A 3,134-nucleotide genomic window follows, 5' to 3' on the forward strand; every position below is an offset into this window, starting at 1 on the left:
GATTATTTTTTTGTTGTGGAGACAAAAGCAACTGCCAGGACAGAATATATTCAAAAATTTATAAAATTTGTTCCAGAACTTAGATCATGGTTCCCTGATGCTGAAGAGAAAAAAATTATTCCTGTTTTTGCATCGCTTTATCTGTCTTATGAGAGTATTCAATATCTAACAAATAACAAAGTTTTTGCCATGGCAATGAATGATGACAATATGGATATTTTTAATCCGCAAATTCTGGAATCCTTTCTCATGCCCCAAAAGTAGTCGTTACTTTTTTGAAGGTTATAAAAGGAGGCATAAAAGGGCATAATTCATTTTTTTTAACAACTCCTGACGGCAATTTATTTATAAGGGACTTGGAGAAAATATGCCAAACCCCTGGAATCAGGAAAGGGAATCGGAATTGTAGATTCGGAAAATTTTATTGAGAATATTTTTGAAAAATATATAGAAAAAATTCCCCCTGAATCCCAAAGAGAACAACCTCATTTAAAGGAAATTAAAAAAAGATATCAACCAAAAAAATTAATAACAGTTTTCTGCAAAATTACAGGAATTGATATGGATTACACTTGCAGTAAGGGTACACATTCAATAAACCGTGCATTGTTAATGGAACTTTTATACAGACATTGTAATATTACCCAACATGAACGTGGACGTTTGGTAGGGGGTATTGATTACAGTTCAGTGAGCTATTCCAGAAAAAAATTGCGTCAAAAAATAAAAAAAAATAGAGCTGAAAAAGGGTGTTGAAATCGATCAGCCTTTTCTGAATAAAATCAGTCGGTTATCTCCATAATGATTGTTATAAGATAACTTCCTGAAATAACTAACAATACATGCCAAAATAGAGGGTCGCTTTCAACACCCTTTGAAACAACAATTTGAAAAAATTAATTCTGAATTGTCAAGATTAAAGACTTGCCCCCCCCCCAAAAAATTACCAGATAAATTTTCAGAAATGGTTAGAAATATTAGAGAGTGTGAATCCGCTATGGGCAAGGTTAATTATGAACTTTCCAATAAAGTAAAAGAGCATCGAGCTTTTAGACGTTCAATATTTGCATCCGAAAACATTAAAGCAGGAGAACAATTCAATTATTTCTACAATAAAGTTGTTGGAAAAGAAGCCCATCTTGCCAGATGCAAGGCATCAAACTTTTTAATAAATCAGGATTTAGATGCATATATTGGTCTTAGGGAGTCTTATGCTAATCTTTCCTATGGAAGAGATATTATAATGATTGTAAAACTAAGATCAAAATAAATGAAGGTAACAAAATGAAAGCTATAATTATTACTGGGGTGTCAAGAGTTTGGGTAAAACTCGTAAGAGATGAAAAAAATAGAGATGTAATTCCTGAATCAATACAGTTAATTGCTGGTCTTGCCGGTGTTGTCTCTCATCCTGCTGAATAGTCTTTTAGCGGGTATAATGAAATTCAGAAACCGAGAAGAAAATGTGTTTTTATAGCTTATCAAAATGTGTCAATTGCGGCCTGACCACATTTAAACAGGAGTAATCAATAAAAATGGATAATGCAGTAAAATTAAAAATAGAAAAGTTTAATTTCAGGTTAAAACACTTATATGAGGAAGTGTCAAAATGGGTTAATGAAGAAGGACTATGCGTAAAAGAGATAGAAAAAATAAATTTAGAAGAAAAAAGTGGGAAATATAAAACAAAAAAACTGTTAATTCTAAAAGATAATACAAAGATAGCCCAATTAAACCCTATAGGTATTTGGATTATAGGAGCCAAAGGAAGGGTAGATTTGGAATCTGATATCTCCAAACAGATTTTTGCATACTTAAGCGAGGACAAACCTGGTACAGAGATGAGCAGAACAGCAGGGGAAGATACTAAAACCAAGGCATTCAAATACAATTACAAGGACACACGAGAAGGGTGGCACTGGATTGATGACAGAATTATAGGTAAAACCCCGTTAATTGATAAAGATGTATTTTTGAATGTGTTGGATTGGATACTATGAATAGCGATTTGGCTGGTTTATATGATTCTTTTGTCAGTATTCAGGATGCTTTCAGGGTTGTTCAAAAATCTGATGAAACCGTACTGTTGAAAACAAAGTATTCTGGAATGACTATAGAAGAAAAGAGAGCAGAAAACAAAAAAACTTTAGAACACAGTGAAGAGCTTATTATTCTTTCCATGTTTGCCATATTTGAGAGAAAGATAAGAAATGTTCTGATAGAAAATGCAAAAAACATAAATATTTCAAATTCGGCAGAGTTTGAAAAAAGGTTTTTATTAATTTTAGACTGGTTATAACGGATTTGGGGGGCGGATACCTAAAACCACCCATCGAAGCTGAAACCAAAAGGTTTTCCAACCAATCTCATATACCCCATTCAAATGATTGCAATTTTCACATAAAGTATATTCTATTCCATTCTTAATAAAATCATGTGTTGCATTTATTTTAACATTACAATTTTTGCAGGATATTCTTTTCTTCTGTTTTTTATAGATTGACGCAATTTGCCTCTGCTTTTTTAGATGCAACTCATTTTTTTCAAAAAATGAAGTTTTTAGATTTAATAATGCCGCACTTGATTTTCCATACCGTTTATAGCTATCTTGTTCTGTTCTGTTCTGTTCTGTTCTGTTCTTATTCATGGTTTCTCCGTTCTTTGATTTGCCAAGTAGTTTCGATGGTTTTTTGAAGCCTAACACCTGAGTTCACCTGCATTTTGGAGCATAGAGGAAAAATGTCAGGTGCAACGATTTGTTGGACGAAGCCGCTATCGCGGCAGAAAAATCAAAAATAGTGTATACTTCTTATACTTGTCCAATTTAGGGCACTTTTAAAAAAGGAGTATACCATGAATCCAACAGAAGTAAAGCATTTTAATGCATTGTGTCAATGTCACCTGAGATCTCTCAAACTTCAAGGTAAAGCCAAGAAAACCATTGACGCTTATTCCAGAAGTCTCGATACACTCGTTACGCCACAGTTTTGCAACCCACCTCCTTGAAAAAGGTTTAAGCCTTCGTCATATACAAGCCTTGCTTGGCCATGCAAACCCTAATACAACTTCACGATATGCACATATAACTGACTTCACAAAACAAGACAGTCTGCTCACTATGAATGAACTGGTTA

The 3,134-nt window shown here is 33.5% G+C and carries 7 protein-coding genes; 6 read left to right on the forward strand and 1 reads right to left on the reverse strand.

All coding sequences use genetic code 11. The annotated features are described in order from the left end of the window. From U9P79_06025 to U9P79_06045, 5 genes are all read left to right on the forward strand, one after another. Nucleotides 1–264: hypothetical protein (locus U9P79_06025; GenBank protein ID MEA2104179.1), on the forward strand; the 264-nt coding region annotated here is incomplete at its 5' end. Between the two features lie 610 nt (nt 265–874). Next, on the forward strand, nt 875–1,270 hold the full coding sequence (locus U9P79_06030; GenBank protein MEA2104180.1) for a hypothetical protein: 396 nt from the start codon (nt 875–877) through the stop codon (nt 1,268–1,270). Between the two features lie 14 nt (nt 1,271–1,284). Next, complete coding sequence (locus U9P79_06035; GenBank protein ID MEA2104181.1) at nt 1,285–1,422, forward strand: hypothetical protein; 138 nt, start codon at nt 1,285–1,287, stop codon at nt 1,420–1,422. 113 nt (nt 1,423–1,535) lie between these two features. Then, a complete protein-coding gene (locus tag U9P79_06040; GenBank protein ID MEA2104182.1) occupies nt 1,536–2,000 on the forward strand; it encodes a hypothetical protein in 465 nt (154 codons plus the stop codon). Then, nucleotides 1,997–2,299 carry a hypothetical protein gene (locus U9P79_06045; protein ID MEA2104183.1) on the forward strand — a complete coding sequence of 101 codons (303 nt, stop codon included), beginning with the start codon at nt 1,997–1,999 and terminating at the stop codon, nt 2,297–2,299. The genes U9P79_06040 and U9P79_06045 overlap by 4 nt, the downstream gene beginning before the upstream one ends. Here the strand turns inward: U9P79_06045 and U9P79_06050 are convergent. Beyond that, nucleotides 2,294–2,647, reverse strand: a complete 354-nt coding sequence (locus U9P79_06050) for a hypothetical protein (GenBank protein ID MEA2104184.1) — start codon at nt 2,645–2,647, stop codon at nt 2,294–2,296. The genes U9P79_06045 and U9P79_06050 overlap by 6 nt on opposite strands. A gap of 294 nt (nt 2,648–2,941) precedes the next feature. Here U9P79_06050 and U9P79_06055 point away from each other — a divergent pair. After that, nucleotides 2,942–3,134: tyrosine-type recombinase/integrase (locus U9P79_06055; protein ID MEA2104185.1), on the forward strand; the 193-nt coding region annotated here is incomplete at its 3' end.

Source organism: Candidatus Cloacimonadota bacterium, assembly GCA_034661015.1.
Lineage (GTDB): Bacteria > Cloacimonadota > Cloacimonadia > JGIOTU-2 > JGIOTU-2 > JAYEKN01.